Below are 16,331 nucleotides of genomic sequence, written 5' to 3'. Positions count from 1 at the left end.
TATTTGGAAAGGTTATCCTCAAATTAATGGCCAATTCCCCATCAGTAAGTTCTAACTCCATATTTTGATTAGAGCTTATCTATAACTTTGGGCATAATGCCGTGAATATCTTGTCGTGCTGGTTTGAGACTTCCCCAAAAGAGAGTATTTAATTTCCCACTTTTAACATCTTCCCATAGAGAGGTTATCTTATTCTCTAAACAAAATCACATCTCTCAAAAGATATAAAGTAGAAACCTAGAACTGCTAAATACAGCATCTGAACTCTGAATTTTAACTCTTGTTGCTTTAGTAGCAATTAATTATGAATAGATTCTCAATTATTGCTCATAGCAACAAAAATTAATCTATGTTATTGGACTAGTACTACAAATTTAAAAATAGATAAATTTAAATCAAGTTTTCTATTATACAACATAAATATTTAGTTTAGGTATTTATAATTGCAGCATAAACTATCATGATAAAGGTCGATTAACATGACTGAACATACTCACAACACAACAGTAGCAGACCACAGTGTAGGTAACATAATTATTATTTCCCTTCTCGCATTGTGTGGTTTGACATTCATTTTTTTGTTAGGAATTTTTTAGTTAGGACTCAACAATTTGATATTGGCTAAACTTTTTATTAAACAGCAGTCCAGACATTTCAAACCGTGGACTGCTGTTTCATTTTGTAGACTAAGTAGAAGCTATATAAAAAAATAAATAGGAACTAATGCTCTGAAAAGGTAATCTGAGACAGTGAAAGAAGTATTTTTTAATTAATTCTGAACTCTAAATCAATCTGAAAAAGCAAAAAGCGCCGAGGAGTGTTGCCGTGTTTCCACCCTTAGCGCTTTTCGATTTACACTTGCTCCTCACACACAACTAAACAATATCACTGCTTCAAGACTATTACAAGTATCTAATATGAAGATTCAAGACCATTACAGGTATTTAATATAAAGATTGTGTAAACTATATAACCTCAAAATTAAAAAGCGCTTAAGAGTGTTGCCGTGTTTCCACTCCAAGCGCTTTTTGCTTCAAACTTACTCCTCACACAATCAAACATTAGCATCGGTTCTAAATCTCTACTTGCAGATTAGTGACACTTTAGCGAGTGTACTAAGTAAGGCAGAAGGCAGTCCCGATGAAAAAATTTTACCGCCAGGTATGAAAATGTTTTTCTCCTACACTCCTATACCCTTACACCCGCATTTAATGTAAAAAGTGACGTACACCAGTAAATACCATGACTAAACCTAGCTCGTTTGCAGCTTGAATGGAATCTTGATCCCGCAAGCTTCCACCTGGCTGAACAATTGCAGTAATTCCGGCAGCAGCAGCAGTTTTGACGGAATCATCAAAGGGGAAAAATCCATCACTGGCAACAAAGGCTCCTTTAGCTTTTTCCTGGGCTTGTTCGAGAGCTATTTTTACCGAACCAACACGATTCATTTGCCCTGCACCTACACCTAAAGTTGTGCGATCGCCACTCACAACAATGGCATTCGATTTGACGTGTTTGCAAACTTTCCAGGCAAATAACAATTCTTCTAATTCGGTTGGGGTGGGTTGTCGTTCGGTGACGACTTGCCATTTACTAGTATCAGCAACAATGTCATCTGCGGCTTGAACAAGAAAACCACCTGCTATAGTCTTCACTGCATCTTTAGAACCGCTACTCAAATCTGGTAGGATTAGTACTCGCACTTTTGACTTGGCTGCTAGAATTTCTTTGGCATCCTCTTCACATCCTGGAGCCACTACACATTCTAAGAATGTCTTTGTTAATTCAGTTGCAGTAGCGCTATCGATGGGATGGTTGAGTGCAACAATGCCACCAAAGGCAGACACGGGATCGGCATTCAATGCTTTTTGATAAGCTTCTAAAATAGTGTTTCCTAGCGCCGTGCCACAGGGATTAGTGTGTTTGATAATAGTTGCTGCGGGAGTGTCGGTGAATTCTGCAATAATCCGACGGGCTGCTTCTAAATCAACTAAGTTATTGTAACTAAGTTCTTTGCCTTGGAGTTTGGTAGCGGCTGCCCATCCGCTTGAAGTTGTGCCAGTTTGATACCAAGCCGCACTTTGATGGGGGTTTTCACCATAACGCAGAGATTGCAGTTGTTGCCCGGCAAGCATAAACTGTGACGGTAGCGTTGATTCTGAAGCAGACTGCTCGCTCAAATAAGATGCGATCGCTTGATCGTAACTAGAAGTATGCAAAAATCCTTTCAACGCACACTTTTGTCGAAATGCCAGCGAAGTTTCGCCGCCATGTTGCCTTAATTCTTCTAAATATTCGCCATATTGGGCGGGATCGCACAATACTGTCAGATGAGCAAAGTTTTTCGATGCTGCTCTTAGCATAGCAGGGCCGCCAATATCAATTTGTTCTATTGCCTCAGCTAAAGTCACACCCTCTTTAGCAATAGTAGCTTCAAAAGGATAGAGATTCACTACCACTAAATCAAGCGGACGAATTTGGTTATTTTCCAAATCTGTCATGTCTTGCGGTATATCTCTTCGCGCTAAAATACCGCCGTGAATGCGAGGATGCAGTGTTTTGACTCGCCCACCTAATATTTCGGGAGAGCCTGTGTAATCGGCAACTTTTGTAACTGGTAATCCTGCATCTTTCAGAGTTTGGGCAGTGCCACCACTACTGATAATTTCAAAGTCAAATTCTTCTACCAATCTTTGGGCAAGGTCAATTAAACCTGTTTTATTAGATACACTCAATAGTGCAAGGCGCGCCATAATTCCCCAGTTTTTTTAATCAAGATCATCAAGAGCAAATGAATATTGTATAAAACTTGGTGGTAAGGAAGCGCAAAACTTTTAAGACTGGCTTGAAATTATTGTTATTTTAGTTTTTGAGAGACTTTAGTAACTGTATGGGACGTACATTTCTCACATTTAGATAAAGCTTTGGATGGTGGATTAACATATAGTGCTCATATTCGTACCAATGCATTTCCCCTTTTTCTTTGTTACATCTTTGACAAATAACCCATAAGTTCTTGAATTCCATTGCCAACCAAGGATATTGCGATCGGGGTAACTTGTGATCGATTGTTTTGCCATCTCTTTGAGAGTATCTTTCCTCGCAGATTGGACATAACCAATCTGAATTTTCTCTTACCCAGTCTTTACTTTCTTGAGTTGTTCCACACTCACTATCACCATTTATATAACGCCACTTGTCAAATTTTCGATAATCTTCAAAATCTTGACGAGTTAGTTTGTGATATCGCTTTTTACCAATTTTGTTTGCGAGTTTAAATAATTCCTCAAGCTCTTTGTCTTCTAAATTCACAGTATCTCTCACTAAAATTTAACAGTTCGATATGACTTTTGATTGCGTTTCTTTCGAGAGTTATTGCTAATTTTTTTACTGAAGTCAATAACTTCTATTTCAGTGTCAGGAAACTGCCTATCTATCTCTTCCGCAATCTCATTAACTTCTTGAGCTAACTTTTGATTAAATTCTTCTCTTTCTTGAGCAGTAAGATATTTATTCCCAATGCGATCGGCTTCTATAAATAATTCTTCAAGAGTTAAATCTTCAAATGGATATCTGTCTACAATCTCTTCAATCTTTTGGTAGAGATTAATAATATTATCCCAACCAACATTTCTGTAACCATTATCTTTTAACCACTGCTTGTCTTCTTTGTGAAGCTTGTTGCGATTCTTGGAGTTAGCACCTTGAACCTTGCAATAACTCATTCCTTTAAAGGTTCTTTTTTGAGGTTTTTTGTTTGTCATTGCTTTAGCTCCTTAACCCAATGTCCAGCTGAACAACCTAATTAGCGCTTTTTTAATTTCACTGTCTTCATATTTAAGGAGCAATTTTGTATCTCTTGCTAATCTAAGCCTAATTTGATCGACTATATTTTTCAAGTCTTTGTTATCTTTTTTAAGCTGTTCATTTGCATCAATTAATTCATCATTTTGAGAAGTTAGGTTTTGAACTTTAGAAGCTAGAGAATTATTTTCAAGTGACAAGCTTTTGATGTCGGCTTCAAGTTCTATTCTTTCATTCTCTAATTGTTTTTTCTTGTTTTCAAGTTCTTGCTTAGAATCTTCTAAAGTTTTGATAGATTTCTCTAAATCTTGATGCTCCTTTTGTAAAGATTCTAATTTTTTCTCTGCCTGACTACGCATCCTTGAGAAATATGCGTTATTTTTCCCTAAATTAGAATTTTTCTGAGCAAAAGATTCAATAAGTTTTACTGTACTGGGTTCATGATTGAGAACATCAAGTAACCTTTCACATTCTTCCTTTGCTAGTGATTGACTGATATTCTTATTAATACCGTATTTTTCTTTTAAACTATTTTGAAGCTCATCCTTTGATGCCATTTAGCTACCGTCCAAAAATCAATTAACAGGCTGAGAAAATTGCTTTATAAAGACAAACAAACAGGTGTTTGTAACATTCACCACTTACCCTGACACTAAGCGAGTGATTTAGGTTCCTAAAGATATACGCTCGCGTCTTGTCCGTTAACAGGTAGAATTTTTAATTAAGCGATCGCTTCCTCAACAGCTTCTACTAACTGTCCAGGATTTTCAGGCGTGATGAGGACGCTTTTTTCTGTTACACGCTCGATCAGTACAAAGTTATCGAGTTGTGAAATATAGAACTCTAAAAAACCTCGACGATACGTCCACAGCCAACCGAAGCCGCCCCACAATCCTCCCACACCGATACGCATAGCCCAGCCAAACTCCTGTTGAAAAGCATCGTTGCTGATAATGCGGATACTGGATACATCTTGCATGGGGATCTTGCGCCGCCAGCCAGGAAACACAATCTCCACATAGTTGCGGTAAACTACAAAGTAAGATGGTCGGCACCATAACCATACGACCCCATAAAGAGTTATGAGGAATAGAAATACGATGCCTGCAATTAGCTGCCGCGATACAAGCGCAAATATGCCAAAGAAAAGCGGCAATGCCCAGAGTGCGATCGTAAGTCCTCTGATCAAAGGCGACATTGGTGCAAGTTTAAAGTAGCGACTCAAGCGAAGAATCTCTCTAAAGCGTGTATTATAAGTTCATTATATTATGCAGTTATTTATGTATATTTACTGAAAAATTGCTTGGATAAGTCTATATCTAACAATCGCTTTTTATCTTACCAATTGGCTGATGTAATACTTTCAATTCCCCAGTTTCTATTGAACGAAGTTGTCTGTGATTCTGTGGGTTCTGATTTAAGTATCCACATATGAGAATTTGAGCAACATCACCGTGAGTGACAAAAATAATTTGCTTATCTTTGTATAGACTGTCAATTTCTCTCACCGCAGATGTTGCACGTTCTAATACTTCATAGGTGCTTTCAACCCACCATTTTTTATGACATGGATTCTGGTAGTCTTCTAGCCAAACTTTTTGGTAATTGATATTTTCTGTGAGTTCCCATTCACCAAAAAAACGTTCTCGCAGACGACTATCGTAATAAATCTCCTTAGCTAAGAGAATTTCTGCAACCAACGATGAAGTTTGAACTGTTCTCAGAAATGGAGAACTATAGATAATATATTCACTTTCAGTATGAGTAGTTGCAATTAATTGATAAATACTATCTTTAATTTCTTGAATACCTTTTGCTGAAAGACCAAAATTTGTGATGCCATTCTTAATATCACTGACAATCAATCCTTGCTCGTTAGCTTCACTATGCCCATGCCGAAGAATATATAGAGTATTGGAGGAATTGTGTATAACTCCTAGATGGTTGTACATCCTCCAATTCAAGCAAGTCATACAACCTTTATGGTTGAGATAATTGTCGCTGTCTGCCAAGCACATAGGCATTTAGTCGATGTTAATCAACATTGCGTTTCCTAGATTCGCTGCATGGTTACAAAACTCTTTGACATATAGTCTTCGCCGAGGTATGTAAAGGATGTGAAAAAAAAGATAATTTATATATTTTGAACTATGGGGATTGAGGTGATCGCAGTTTAGTTTATCATTCCATTGTTCTTGTTTACTCAGTGTGATGAAGTTTTTCTCTAAGCAGAGTTTCTACCTTATTCTCTGGATTCTCAAGATCGAAAGGATAAGGTTGCTGTGTAGCGGGATCGCGACGACTCATCAAAACTTGCAACGCTGCCCAAATACTTCCTCGTCATTTCTATGTTCTGAAAGAAACCGCTTTAACTCAATATTAGTCATCTGGTTTAAGTCCTGAATCATAGAACAAAGTTCCAATTTCTATCTGGATCAATTATGACTGCAATTTCATCATTCATACCAGCCTGAATATAGAGCGTTTTCAGCTTTTGATCATAGCGGAAAACTTGAATAGACTGATACAGATTGAAGTTAATTTACATACTACTATCGATGTGCGATCGCACTCCACCAACCACAAGTCAATTTAGAACTTTACCACTTTTTGTATGGTAAAAATTTGCCAGACATAATAACTTTGACGCGATCGCCTTTTGGATCTTTTTCTTTCTCTACATCCAAAGTAAAATCAATTGCACTCATGATCCCATCGCCAAATTTTTCGTGAATTACCGCTTTCAAAGGCATTCCATACACTTGCATAATTTCGTAGAATCGATAAATGAGGGGATCGGTAGGAACAATAGGGCCTAATCCTTTAATCGGGTATTCAGTCAACTCTTCAATATAACTTGCATCTAACCCTAATGCCTCAACTAGTAACTTTGCCTCTTCGGGTGAAGCACTGGCTTGACGGTAGATAACAGCTGCAATCCATACCTCATCACGTCCTAGAATCTTTTCTAAATCAGCAAAAGAAAGTCCTTTTTCTTTTTTAGATGCTAAAAGCTTTTGAGCGATTTCGGGAATAGACATTGAAAACCTCAGAAAGTGATAGTTGTAATGAAAGCAACTGGCTGACCTTTGCAAGAAGTTTACTGGTTCGTTGTGGTGTAATGCAAGTTTTCTCAAGCGCCAGCATTAGAATTAAAAGGCAGGCTCATAACCACGATCAAATCTTGGTATCATATCAAGCCCGGCTAATCAATTACGATTAAAATTTCTCCGCGTCTTTTTGTCTCCGTGTCCCCGTGTCAACCTTAATGATAAGTCTTTAAGCGGACACAATGTCATCCTGCAACTCAAGCTATTAAGTTCATCAAGATGTCGGGGCTGTCAAAATCTTTGCAGTAGTATACTCTATATACGCAAAGACGCCCATAGGGCGTCTACAGCACTTTCTAGTTAATTTCTACTATCCCATGCCATCAACCACTGGATGGAAGTAGAAAGCAAATCCCAAGACTGTGTAGGCAGCTAACAGTAAAGTACCTTCTAGCCAGTTTGATTTGCCATCAGAACTAATGGTGTTAGCAATCAAAACCGAGACAGCTACAGCAACTAATTCAAAGGGGTTAAAATCCAAATCCATCGGTTGTCCGAGCAATCGCCCCGCAATCACTAACACAGGTGCGACAAACAAGGCAATCTGCATACTCGATCCCACTGCAACCGAAAGAGAAAGATCCATCTTATCTTTCATTGCCACGGTGACGGCTGTGGCGTGTTCAGCAGCATTACCTATGATCGGCACGATGATCACCCCTGTAAACAATGCTGTTAAACCGAGTTGGGAGGTGGCAACTTCCAAAGAATCCACGAGTAATTCTGACTCGAATGCCACCAGAAGTGTACATACTAACAACACCCCAACCCATAACGAAACATTGGGTTTTTCATGAGAAGTTTCTAGAGCCTCTGTTTCTGCTACTCCCACTTCGTAAAGATAAGAATGGGTTTTCATAGAAAACAGCAGAGTCAAGGCATAGACGAGGATTAATACTACAGCCACTGCTAAGGACAAATTTTGCAGTGTTTTTTCATCAATTCCTGGCGAAGTAAAATCCATCGCTGTTGGCAACAAAATAGCAACCACAGCCAAATTCATTGCAGCAGCATTCATTCGTGCCACAATCGGCTGAAATGTCTGTTCTTTGTAACGCAGTCCCCCCAACAGCATCGATAGTCCCATTACCAGTAGTAAGTTACCTATAATCGAACCGGTAATACTAGCTTTGACTACATTCACATATCCAGCTTTTAAAGCAATGAGAGCAATAATTAATTCTGTTGCATTACCAAAAGTAGCATTTAAGAATCCCCCTAGTGTAGGGCCAACTACTACAGCTATTTCTTCTGTGGCTGTACCCATCCAAGCTGCCAAGGGTAGAATTGCCAACCCAGCTGTGATGAAAACTATTAAATCTCCCCATTCTAAAAAGTGAGCCGCCAAGGAAATGGGGATAAACAGTAACAAAATTAAAAAGAGAAGATTTTTACCTGACATTTGCCATTTCAATTTGAGGGTATCAGTCACAGATGTACCTACAACCAAAAGTCCAAAGCTGTTGGCTGTTAACTATGGACAACCTTAACGCAGAATTTCAAAAATTCAATAGGTGAGTCTGATTGCAGACTCCAGAATACTCTTAAATAGGGGTTTAGTCATTCAAAAATTTTCTTATTTCAGTATTGACAGCAAGGTTTATAAAATTAGGTTGCTTTTTACTGAGCATTTGTAACTTTTTGTTATAAAAGTTTTTATTTTTCCGGGAATCTTACACCAGAAAATATGCTTAATATATTAAAAGACAATTAAATTTTGTAGCACTGCCAATGAAAAACTCATTCAATTATGGACTTTTTCAATGGCTTGTTATTGCCTAGTTTCGGGGAAAAAGGCTGCTTGTTAATCTAGACTATCTCCAATACTCAGATAGCTTTTTTTCCAAATTGCATCTGTCCTTATAGATTTTATCTAAGCTAACATTTGTAGGATGCCGCTATAAAAGGTAGATGGATGGTTGTTTGTCGGCACAACTGCAAGTATTCTTGATTTTGGATAACACTACATGACTTCTGCTGCTGAACTGCCAGCTGGTGCTGGCACAAATTTGACATCGCAAGAAAATATTAAACCCACGAAAATGCCTGAAAACAGGAAACTGGCTACGGGTGTTTACGTTACTGTCCACGGTCATTTTTACCAGCCACCACGGGAAAATCCTTATTTGGATGCGATTGAGCGCCAAGGAGGAGCAGCACCTTTCCATGACTGGAATGAGCGAATTCACCACGAGTGCTATCGCCCTAATGCCTTTGCTAGGGTGTTAAACGATCGAGGAGAAGTACTGGGGATCGTAAATAATTACGAGTATTTGAGCTTTAATATCGGCCCAACACTGATGTCATGGCTAGAACGCCACGATGTCGAAGTTTATCAGCGAATCTTGGAGGCGGATCGCAAAAGCTGCGATCGCTTGAATGGACATGGCAATGCGATCGCGCAGGTATACAACCATATCATCATGCCTCTTGCCAACGAGCGTGACAAATACACGCAGATTCGCTGGGGCAAAGCAGACTTCCGATCCCGATTTGGACGTGATCCCGAAGGAATGTGGTTGGCGGAAACTGCTGTAGACTACCCGACTTTAGAAGCTTTAGTCAAAGAAGGCATTCGCTTTATTGTTCTGGCACCTTCGCAAGCCCAGCGTTGCCGTCTCCTACCTACCCATGAAAATCCTCATCCAGAATGGCACGAAGTTGGTGGTAGTCAAATTGATCCCACACGTCCTTATCGTTGCTATCTCAAACCTACACTCAGCACTGCATCCTCACCATTAAGTGCGGTTTCTTTGTCTGCCAGGGATGAAGATGACGAGATCCCATCGCTCCCCGCGTCTGAAGAATCTCCATACATAGACATATTCTTCTATGATGGCCCGATCTCACGTGACATGGGATTTAGCGACGTCTTATTCAATTCCCATCACTTAATGGGGCGGGTTGGTGCAGCAGTACGTGGGGATCATCGCCCCGCCCAATTAATTTCTGTGGCGACAGATGGAGAAACCTTTGGACACCACAAGGGAGGAACCGAAAAAACTTTAGCTTACGCTTTTATAGAAGAGTTTCCCCGTCAGGGCTGGAAAGTTACGAATTTTGCCCACTATCTCAGCTTAAATCCTCCCACTTGGGAAGTGGAATTAAAACCAGTCACTGCTTGGAGTTGCGCCCACGGTGTTGATAGATGGCAAGATAACTGCGGTTGCGGTGGCGGCGGCGAGTGGCATCAACTATGGCGTCGCCCGTTAAGAAATACTTTAAATTGGCTGCGGGATCAACTTATAGAAGTATATGAAGAACATGGCAAACTGTTTTTTAACGATCCCTGGCAAGCACGAGATGAATATATAGAAGTAATTCGCGATCGCTCTCCTGCCAATGTTCACCGCTTCCTCTGTCGCCATCAAAACCACAAATTATCGGATGCAGAACGAGTAGATGCTTTGCGCTTATTGGAAATGCAGCGTCACGCGTTACTGATGTTCACTAGTTGCGGCTGGTTTTTTGAAGAAATCTCACGCCCAGAAGGAACGCAGATTCTACGTTATGCGGCTCGTGCCTTGGAACTAGCAGGAGATGTGGCAGGAGTGCAATTAGAAAAAGGTTTTCTCAAGCGCCTCACTCTTGCTCCCAGTAATGTCGATCTGTTCAAACACGGTGGCGAAGTATATCGCCAACTAGTGATGACTTCGCAGATTACCTTTAAGCAAGTTGCCGCTCACTATGCGATCGCTTCATTGTTTAACAATCACAAAGCCGAAACCCGTAATGAAGTAGCGGCAAACAATGGTGCCGTAAAACATCACCACCTCTATCAAAAGCGCGTCTATTGCTACAATCTTCACGAGCAAGATTACCAGCTACAACGCTTGGGATCGTTAACAATGGCAATAGGCCATTTGAAATTGGTGTCAGAAATTACTTGGGAAAGCGAACATTTGGTGTTTGCAGTTCTACATTTAGGAGGGTGGGATTTTCACTGTTGCATTCAACCATTTCAGGGAAGACGTGCTTACAGTCAACTCAAAGAAAAACTGTTAGCGTCTATGCAACAAGCTAGTGCAGCTCGCACGATTGCAGTCATGATGCAGTTGTTTGGGGATCAGGCATTTGGCCTAGAAAATCTCTTTGCTGAGGAACGTTACCGCCTGATGCAACTGCTCAGTCAGGAAACTCTGTCTCGTTTAGATCAGCTTTACACACAAACATATCGAGACAATTATGGTGTGTTAATGGCGTTCCACCGGGATGGGCTAGAAGCACCGCAAGAGTTGCAGGTAGCAGCAGAAATTGCCTTGGGTTATCGCTGTATGACAACATTGCGATCGCTAGAGCAAGAGCTAACCGAACTGCAATTAAGCATGAATTATATAGTGGAATTAGAAGCGATCGCGAACGAAGCAAAACATTTGCGCTGTCGGTTAAATAACCTCCAAGGCAAGCAGATGTTAGAGCAGATCATTTTGCGATTGCTTTGGCAACTGTTACACGATGCTAACGGTACCTTTGATGCAGATTTGTTGCGGTTGGAAAGGTTGATTGATGTAGCGTATCAGCTGAATATCGGCATTTCCTTAGCTCGCTCTCAAGAACTTTATTGGAATTGTCTGCACAATCAAATTCCATCCCAGTACAACTTGGAAATTGGCAAAAATGAGGATCTAACTAGATGCCGTCAATTGTTGAAGTTAGGACAAAAGTTAGGCGTTGATGTTGGTTGTTATTTGAATCAGTTGGGCTGATATTTTCTTAAATTGGGCTGACGTCTGTAGGCGTTAGCCTTTCCTTTACTTAAAATTGACACGTATCTATATCAAACTTTAGTTGAATAATATTTATTTCTACCTTACTCCTTGAGATTGCAAAAGCTCACTAACCCAATTCCAACTTTCTTGTGAAAGAGCAGGTATAGGTTGTTGAGTATAATCAATCACTAAATCATAATTTCCTTCGTAGTACAAATCATTAATTAAAGGTTGTATTTCTAACAATGGTTCTGAATCATCTTCGCGTAAAGGTAAGAAGAAAGAAGGGATAGGATTTTGTAAATTAAATGGATATAAATCTGCTTTGGGACGCTTGGATGCACAACTAACTAAAATCCGATAGTCAGTTTGGATATAATTTGGTAGTTTCTCAATTGGTTTACCATCTCGCAGTAAATCAATTTCGACTAAATTTGTATTAGTTGCTAGAATCTGCAACCGTTTTTTAATATAGGAATTTCGTCCTTCCCCAGGACGTTTATTTTTAGGAGAAAGAATTTCAATTACAGTCACAACTTCTTGTGTGGCTATATCTCGCACTTCTAAGAAAGTTTCTTTGACTGTTTGTGGCATTGTCAAATCAACAGTCACAGCTTCGACTATCGGAGATGCGATCGCAATATTAGCTGATGGTGTTAATTGTTGTTTTTGCAGACTTTCAACAGCCACATCTGCAACACCGACTAAAAGCGAATCATCATCTATTGTTTGGTATACTCTTTTTTCGATGGCAACTTTATATTTTGGACGCAATTGAGGATTAAGTTTACGAAAAATTGCAGCGATGAGCAGATTATGAACTTCCGACCAAAATAAGGGATTTTCTAAATAAGGGTTCATCCCCGGAAACAATGAAGTCATTACAGCACCTCAAAAAGTTACAGCCTACCAACCGTCTGTAGTGGTGCTAGGGTAATAGCTAAATTATATCGTCGTAAAGCGATCGCCTCACGGTGAGCCAGTTCATTTCCATATGCGATACGGGGATATGAACTCTAGCTTTAATGCTCTATTGCAGTTGAGCAGTCTTGGCCCGGAAGATAAAATTAGGATTGATCCCTGGTGGAGTGTCTACTGTGCCGAAGGCGTATCTGGTTGCGATTAGTAAACGATCGCTCTTTGCTGATTGCTGCTCCCAATATACATTCACTGCGATCGCAATGCCTGTACCGGATCGAGTTGACTGGCTCGCAGTGCCGGGGGAAATCCGGCTCCCACACCAACTACTAATGCCGAACCCAAAGCTAGAGCCGCAATCCTGACTTCAAACTGATAGGGTAAATCGAAGATCTCGGTGACGTTTGCCGCTACGACATGGACTACTCCCAACGCTACAGTACCGCCAACTAGGCTCAGAAGCGCCGCCTCCAAAACAAATTGGAGCGCTATATCGTGTTGAGTCGCTCCTACAGCTCGGCGAATGCCAATTTCAGATGTGCGTTCGGTAACGGAGGCAATCATAATGTTAGCAATGCCCACACCTCCTACTAACAGAGCGATCGCTCCTACTACCATCAGCCCTCTTGTTGCCAACTCAAGAGTTTTTTGCTGCTGGATTAGGTCTTCTACATTGTTCCAAGCCCAGAAGCTAAAACCAGGATAGCGTTGTTCTAACAATTCTACAGCGCGATCGCTCAAGTCTTCTAAATCTTCGAGTCTGTAAGGACGAATTTGAATGCTGCCAATGTCTTGTTTGCCGCGCAGAGCATTATAAACCGCCATCGGGACAAGAATTTGACTTTCGGGAGGAGAATCATCGTCTGGACGCATTTCTAGCACTCCTACAACCACGTAAACTCTGCGCCCAACTACAATTTGCTCTCCCACCGGATTGCGATCGCCAAACAGTTCTTTGACCAAAAATTCATCAATTACTGCTACAGGACGATAGTTGGCAAAATCGGTAGCAGTAAAAAACCGTCCCCTCACCAAATTTTTTCCCGAAGTTAATAAATAATCTTGGGTTACAGGCGACATTGAGGGCAGATATTCTTGATCTTGAAAGACTGTAGGCATCTGTCCTGCCCAATTCAGGGCGCTCATTGCCTGAACCCCGGTGAGTCGCTGGCGCAAAAATTCCATGTCCTCCAAGCGGAGTTGCAGGACAATGCGATCCGGTTTCCACTGGGGATAGAGCGTGATTTGAGGAGCGCCTCGTTCTGCTAATTGTCGGGCAATGACAGCGCGACTGATGCTGCCAGCTTGTAGCGTCGCACTCACCGCCGCTACTCCCATAAATACCCCCAACATTGATAAAGTAGAGCGCAAAGGATGACTGCGCAGGGAGCGGTAGGCAAGATTGAGTAAATCGAATGGTGAAATGCCCATGAATTTATACTCTACTGAGCAACTACAGGTGTTCCTGGCTCTAAATCGGACTCGGAGGTTGGTATAATTACGCGATCGCCTAAGTCTAAGCCAGAGGTGACTTCAACGTTTGTTAACCCTTCCAATCCCAGTTTCACCAAGCGTTTTTGGGCGTTGCCTTGGCTGTCTCGCACCCAAACAAATGGTTCAGACTCCTCGCGTTGAATGGCTTCAGTCGGCAATACGACTACGTTTTGCCGTTGTTTGAGCAGGATCTCGACATTGACGCGGCTACCTGGAATCAGCGTGCGAGTGGGAGTATCTAGCAGCACGATCGCTGGCACTGCTGGTTGCTCCGAGCTGCTCGACTTGCTCGTTTTTTGCGAGCCGCCCGATGGTTCTGCTTCCTCTGCCTTCACTGCTTGAGGATACAAACTTTGAATTCTACCTGTAAATGTCTGGCGATCGCTACCAATTGCCCTAACACGAGCCAATTGGTTCGGGCGGACTTGGGTAGCGTTGAGGGTGGAAAGTTGAAGTTTCACCAAGACTTGCCTGGGATCGCCGACAGTAAGTAGATTTGTGCGGAATTCAACTCCATCTCCATTTTTGACATTAACCCCTAGCACAACACCATCAATTGGTGCAGTCACAATCGAGTCTTGCACTTCTTGCTGAATCCGTTTGCGTTCCAACTGGAGTGCCTCTAGTTCGAGGGCAGCAGTACGCGCATCTGCTTGGGCATCGCGCAATTTAGCCCGTGTCTCGCGGAGTTTATCTTCTTGTTCGTAGACTTGTACTCGCGAGATCGCCCCCTCTTTTGCCCCAGCAACCAAAGGACGGAGTTTTAATTCATCTGCTCGAATTTGCTCTTTTGCTTCAGCAATTTGCAGGCGGTGACGTTCTAAAATTCGTCGCTGCTGTTGAATTTTTACCTCCTGATTGGCGAGGGCTGTTTGTCGCTCTGGGTAGCGCAGAGTAATCAGCGTTTGTCCAGCTTGAATGCGATCGCCAGGTTGTACCAAGACTCTTTCCACCGCTCCTTCTGTGGGCGAGGTGAGAATTTGCTGATCGCGCAGTTCCACTACACCACTTTCGTTGATTGTGGATTCTACAGTACCTCGCTTGACTGGGAGCAAGCGGACTGCCACTGGTTCTTCTCGGTTCAAGACAAGATTGGAAATTTGCCAACCGCCCACCCCAATCACAGCCAGTATAACTGCGCCAACCAGCCATTGACTGTTGAATTTAAATTTGCCGATTTTTACGTTGCCCTTACCGAGCATCGCCTTCCTCCTTTGCTGCTCCCAACAATGCGAGCTGGATTCCCAGCCACGATTGCATTGGCTGGTACTGTAAAATCAACTACCGCACCTGCACCGACAATTGCACCATCCCCAATCCAAGCACCCTGCAACAAGACTGCCCGCATACCAATCCAAACATCGTTGCCGATCGCTATACTAGTGAGTGGCTCGGACGGTTGAGCAGGCGTAGCAGCGAAAGTATCTGCAATCACCACTTCGCGGGAAATCAACACGTAATTACCAATCGTGACGCGGTTATTAGTAGCAATAATTGCTCCGGCAATCGTGCAGTAATCGCCAATTTCGACCTCACCACAAGGGCCAAGGTCGAAGAAAGTGTCAATATATATACCCGTATTATTGCCAACACGGAGACCACAGGGGCGTTGACTGCGATAGTGCAGAAATACATAAGCGCTGTGCAACCAACTGCGATCGCCAATTGATACATTGGGCGGCAGCGATCGCCCAAACCAGTCGTGGGATAGCCACAGCGAACTCATCGCCTCACCTCTCTAGCAGGATTGCCCGCCATAAACGCCCCAGCAGGCACGTTAGAAGTAACAACCGACCCTGCTCCAATCCGCGCCCCCGCCGCAATTTGCACGCCTTTGAGGATAATTGCGCCAATACCGATTTGGACGTCATCTGCAATTACTACCGGCTCTGTCACTAAGGGCGGGCGCTGGGTGTGATCGCCATTTGGGGCAATCGCGATCGCATCTAGTCGCCGCAAATCTGGATCGCGGGGATGGAAGTCGCTATCGGCGATCGTCACATTGTAGGAAATCAGGACGCGCCTGCCGACCGTAATCGATTCCGCGCACCAAAATACCGCCCCGACGAGGGTAGAATCATTTCCAACGACAATTTTGCCTTCTGGCTCTACCGAGAACACCGTCCAAGTATAAACTTGTACGTTTTTGCCCAGAATTAAACCCGGATTTTGTTGACTGCGAAACGGCTGAAAACTCTCTTTCCGCTCCAGATAGCAACCAGGCTCGATCCAAATATTATCAGGCAAGGTGCTGTAGTCCCACTCTCCCGTAAACTCGCGGGTGTCCATCTAGACC

16 protein-coding genes are annotated in these 16,331 nt (G+C 42.2%); 1 reads left to right on the top strand and 15 read right to left on the bottom strand.

Features of this window, described 5'->3' with window-relative positions; genetic code table 11:
- Positions 1 to 1,208: 1,208 nt before the first annotated feature.
- From purH to cax, 10 genes are all read right to left on the bottom strand, one after another.
- Positions 1,209 to 2,753, bottom strand: coding sequence for a bifunctional phosphoribosylaminoimidazolecarboxamide formyltransferase/IMP cyclohydrolase (gene purH / locus QUB80_RS03810; RefSeq protein WP_289788173.1), 1,545 nt, complete (start codon positions 2,751 to 2,753; stop codon positions 1,209 to 1,211).
- A gap of 109 nt (positions 2,754 to 2,862) precedes the next feature.
- Positions 2,863 to 3,312: an HNH endonuclease gene (locus QUB80_RS03805; protein WP_289788172.1), complete on the bottom strand. Its 450-nt coding sequence runs from the start codon at positions 3,310 to 3,312 to the stop codon at positions 2,863 to 2,865.
- 11 nt (positions 3,313 to 3,323) lie between these two features.
- Positions 3,324 to 3,764 (bottom strand): SGNH/GDSL hydrolase family protein, encoded by a 441-nt coding sequence (locus QUB80_RS03800; RefSeq protein ID WP_289788171.1) that lies wholly within the window; start codon positions 3,762 to 3,764, stop codon positions 3,324 to 3,326.
- 12 nt (positions 3,765 to 3,776) lie between these two features.
- Positions 3,777 to 4,361: a hypothetical protein gene (locus tag QUB80_RS03795; protein WP_289788170.1), complete on the bottom strand. Its 585-nt coding sequence runs from the start codon at positions 4,359 to 4,361 to the stop codon at positions 3,777 to 3,779.
- A 164-nt stretch (positions 4,362 to 4,525) separates the two neighbouring features.
- Positions 4,526 to 5,002 carry a PH domain-containing protein gene (locus tag QUB80_RS03790; RefSeq protein WP_289788169.1) on the bottom strand — a complete coding sequence of 159 codons (477 nt, stop codon included), beginning with the start codon at positions 5,000 to 5,002 and terminating at the stop codon, positions 4,526 to 4,528.
- 121 nt (positions 5,003 to 5,123) lie between these two features.
- Positions 5,124 to 5,756 carry a histidine phosphatase family protein gene (locus QUB80_RS03785; protein WP_289788168.1) on the bottom strand — a complete coding sequence of 211 codons (633 nt, stop codon included), beginning with the start codon at positions 5,754 to 5,756 and terminating at the stop codon, positions 5,124 to 5,126.
- Between the two features lie 354 nt (positions 5,757 to 6,110).
- Positions 6,111 to 6,191 (bottom strand): DUF6887 family protein, encoded by an 81-nt coding sequence (locus tag QUB80_RS35185; protein WP_502875280.1) that lies wholly within the window; start codon positions 6,189 to 6,191, stop codon positions 6,111 to 6,113.
- A 17-nt stretch (positions 6,192 to 6,208) separates the two neighbouring features.
- The gene (locus QUB80_RS35180; RefSeq protein ID WP_502875279.1) at positions 6,209 to 6,334 is read right to left on the bottom strand and encodes a DUF6888 family protein; all 126 of its coding nucleotides are present in this window, start codon (positions 6,332 to 6,334) and stop codon (positions 6,209 to 6,211) included.
- A 70-nt stretch (positions 6,335 to 6,404) separates the two neighbouring features.
- A complete protein-coding gene (cynS, locus tag QUB80_RS03780) occupies positions 6,405 to 6,845 on the bottom strand; it encodes a cyanase (protein WP_289788167.1) in 441 nt (146 codons plus the stop codon).
- A gap of 379 nt (positions 6,846 to 7,224) precedes the next feature.
- On the bottom strand, positions 7,225 to 8,316 hold the full coding sequence (gene cax / locus QUB80_RS03775; protein ID WP_289788624.1) for a calcium/proton exchanger: 1,092 nt from the start codon (positions 8,314 to 8,316) through the stop codon (positions 7,225 to 7,227).
- Between the two features lie 565 nt (positions 8,317 to 8,881).
- Here cax and QUB80_RS03770 point away from each other — a divergent pair.
- Positions 8,882 to 11,620, top strand: a complete 2,739-nt coding sequence (locus QUB80_RS03770; RefSeq protein WP_289788166.1) for a DUF3536 domain-containing protein — start codon at positions 8,882 to 8,884, stop codon at positions 11,618 to 11,620.
- Positions 11,621 to 11,719: 99 nt separating this feature from the next.
- On the opposite strand, the gene QUB80_RS03765 is transcribed toward QUB80_RS03770, so the two are convergent.
- From QUB80_RS03765 to QUB80_RS03745, 5 genes are all read right to left on the bottom strand, one after another.
- Positions 11,720 to 12,505, bottom strand: coding sequence for a DUF4058 family protein (locus tag QUB80_RS03765; protein WP_289788165.1), 786 nt, complete (start codon positions 12,503 to 12,505; stop codon positions 11,720 to 11,722).
- A gap of 285 nt (positions 12,506 to 12,790) precedes the next feature.
- On the bottom strand, positions 12,791 to 13,972 hold the full coding sequence (locus tag QUB80_RS03760) for an ABC transporter permease (RefSeq protein ID WP_289788164.1): 1,182 nt from the start codon (positions 13,970 to 13,972) through the stop codon (positions 12,791 to 12,793).
- Between the two features lie 11 nt (positions 13,973 to 13,983).
- Complete coding sequence (locus QUB80_RS03755) at positions 13,984 to 15,237, bottom strand: efflux RND transporter periplasmic adaptor subunit (RefSeq protein WP_289788163.1); 1,254 nt, start codon at positions 15,235 to 15,237, stop codon at positions 13,984 to 13,986.
- Positions 15,216 to 15,761 carry an acyltransferase gene (locus QUB80_RS03750; protein ID WP_289788162.1) on the bottom strand — a complete coding sequence of 182 codons (546 nt, stop codon included), beginning with the start codon at positions 15,759 to 15,761 and terminating at the stop codon, positions 15,216 to 15,218. The genes QUB80_RS03755 and QUB80_RS03750 overlap by 22 nt, the downstream gene beginning before the upstream one ends.
- Entirely contained in the window at positions 15,758 to 16,324 is a 567-nt protein-coding gene (locus QUB80_RS03745) for an acyltransferase (RefSeq protein WP_289788161.1), read from the bottom strand. The genes QUB80_RS03750 and QUB80_RS03745 overlap by 4 nt, the downstream gene beginning before the upstream one ends.
- Positions 16,325 to 16,331 lie beyond the last annotated feature (7 nt).

The organism is Chlorogloeopsis sp. ULAP01, from assembly GCF_030381805.1.
In the GTDB taxonomy this organism is placed as follows: domain Bacteria; phylum Cyanobacteriota; class Cyanobacteriia; order Cyanobacteriales; family Nostocaceae; genus Chlorogloeopsis.
The sequence above is the reverse complement of the archived record's forward strand: the minus strand, read 5'-3'. Positions and strand labels throughout refer to the sequence as shown.